Here is a 2,554-nt window from a genome sequence, read left to right on the forward strand (position 1 = left end):
TTCACCTTTTCACCCTTTCACCTTTTCACCTTTACGAGGCCTTTACTTCACCTCAATCAGTTCCACATCAAACACCAATGCGGCGAAAGGAGGGATGGATGCGCCGGCTCCGCGCTCGCCGTAACCCAGTTGATAAGGGATAAAGAAACGATACTTGGCACCCTCTTTCATCAGCTGCAAGCCCTCGGTCCAACCAGCAATAACACCATTTAGGGGGAAAGTGGCAGGCTCGCCGCGCTGAATAGAGCTGTCGAACATCGTTCCATCAACCAGCATACCCTCGTAATGGCACACCACCTTGTCGGTAGCCTTGGGGCTTTTACCGTTTCCCTCTTTAAGCACCTTGTATTGCAAGCCGCTGGGCAACGTCACAACACCTTCCTTTTTAGCATTCTCGCTGAGGTATTTTTCGCCCTCGCTCTTGGCTCCTTTGTACTTCTCGGCGGCCTCGGCGCGTTGTTTTTCTTCTTGTCTGCGGAAGAAATCTTCCACAATCTGCTGTGCTTCTGCCGTAGGAACTTGGGGTTCCTTGCCGTCAATCATGTCCTTTACAGCTTGTGCAAAGTCGGCAACGTTCAAGTCGTCCGCACCCATTTGCGACAATTGGCGGCCAATGCCTAGGCCCAAAGCATAACTAAGTTTATCCATAAAATATTGTCTTTTATCTCTTTATTTTTAGTACAATGGCACAAAGTTACAATTATTTATCCTATTCGATACGCATATTTGCAAAAAAAACACTAAATTTGGAGTTGACAAGCCCACCTGCCTGCTTGTTTTCAGCTTTTGCCTGAAAGAACATCGCCAACAAGCCGATGGCTTAACCGCGCGCAAAGCCGCACCGCGCCAGCAGCAAACCATCGCCCCGATGCAAAGTACAGGGATGTTTAACAATTTAAAACGAAACGTCATGAACACAAAAAACAAACACGTAGTATTCCTTACAGGCGCAGGCATGTCTGCCGAAAGCGGCATAAAGACGTTCAGAGGCAACGACGGACTGTGGGAGAACTATCCCGTTATGCAGGTGGCATCGCACGAAGGATGGCTCGCCGACCCCAACTTGGTGAACCAATTCTACAACGAAAGGCGACAACAGCTGTTCGCCGCGCAACCCAACAAGGGACATCTGCTAATTGCCGAACTGGAAAAACGATGCCAAGTAACCGTTATCACGCAAAACGTAGACGACTTGCACGAACGCGCAGGCTCGTCGCACGTTATCCACTTACATGGCGAACTGCTCAAAGTCTGTTCCTCGGCCGACCCAAACAATCCGCGTTACATCCGCACGCTAACGCCCGACAACGCCATTGTCAGGCCCGACGAAAAGGCGGCCGATGGTTCTCGGCTCCGTCCTTTCATCGTGTTCTTTGGCGAGCCGGTGCCGCTTATCGACTTGGCTGCACGCACCGTAAGGCAAGCCGACGTGCTGATTGTCATCGGCACATCGCTTAACGTCTATCCCGCAGCCGGCCTACTGGCTTACGCCCCCTCTACAACACCCATTTATCTTATAGACCCCGAACCCGTAGAAACCACCTATAACCCGCAGGTTAAGCAACTGCGCATGGGCGCATCGCAAGGAATGGAAGAGCTGATTGGGAAAATATAAGGTGCCGTATCGCCCATACCCCCACCACCAAAGAAAGGAGGAGAGCGATGACTTACGGCATAATTTAAGGCAGAAGTTAGCTAGACCTTTAAAATCTCTATAAATTGAGAGGAGTTTATTTTCTTTGTGCTGTAAAGCCAAGATAAAAGCTCCTCTCATACACGAAGTGCAGCACAAATCAACTCACCGGCTTATCAACTCACGAAAGCCCAATGACTCCCGAACACATCAAACTTACAAACTGGATAATTCACAAGACCAACAACTCACCAATTCACCAATTCACCAACTCACCAACTCATCAACCCATCAACTCCTCAACTCACCAGCTCATCAACTCAACACTCTAAAACCTTAAATTGTTATCTTTTATTTTACAAAGTTGCTCTAATTTTCGCTCCATTCTAGCGAAAAAACAGGCCATAAAGTAGGTAAATCACCCCTATTTTTGGCTTTTCTCGTTGTTTGTTTTGGCAGTTTTTAAGAGCAGAGCCTGCATTTTGCACCATTTTACCTTTCTATTTGGCCGCCAACTCGCAATTATTTCGTCCCCAATTACCCACTTTTAGACCCTAAAAACCCACTTTTTAGGAGCTATTTCGCCCTTTTTTGGCATGTTTTTCATGGTTCGAGAAGGTTTTATTTATACAATTAGTGTGGATATTTATGCTTTTCGTCTCGCAATTAGCACCATTTCACCTTGCATTTTGCAGCAAAACACACTGCATTTTGCACCAAAACACGCTGTATTTTGCATCAAAACGCACTGCGTTTAGCGGCATATTGCACCGCGTTTAGCACCAAAACGCAGTGTATTTAGCGGCAAATCGGCCAAAAGTGGGTGTTAGTGGCAGCCATTTTAAATAAAAATTCATTTTGTCTGCATGCGCAACTGCCCCCTTTTAGCACCGAAACAAACCTCCGCGAGAATCGATTTTT

2 protein-coding genes are annotated in these 2,554 nt (G+C 47.3%); one reads left to right on the top strand and one right to left on the bottom strand.

The annotated features are described in order from the left end of the window. Positions 1–42: 42 nt before the first annotated feature. Positions 43–648, bottom strand: coding sequence for a BamJ family beta-barrel-assembly machinery protein (locus HMPREF2955_RS13795; protein ID WP_009230652.1), 606 nt, complete (start codon positions 646–648; stop codon positions 43–45). A gap of 262 nt (positions 649–910) precedes the next feature. Here HMPREF2955_RS13795 and HMPREF2955_RS13800 point away from each other — a divergent pair, with 262 nt between their 5' ends. Then, the gene (locus tag HMPREF2955_RS13800) at positions 911–1,615 is read left to right on the top strand and encodes an SIR2 family NAD-dependent protein deacylase (protein WP_070723989.1); all 705 of its coding nucleotides are present in this window, start codon (positions 911–913) and stop codon (positions 1,613–1,615) included. Positions 1,616–2,554 lie beyond the last annotated feature (939 nt).

The organism is Prevotella sp. HMSC073D09 (genome assembly GCF_001814145.1).
Lineage (GTDB): Bacteria > Bacteroidota > Bacteroidia > Bacteroidales > Bacteroidaceae > Prevotella > Prevotella conceptionensis.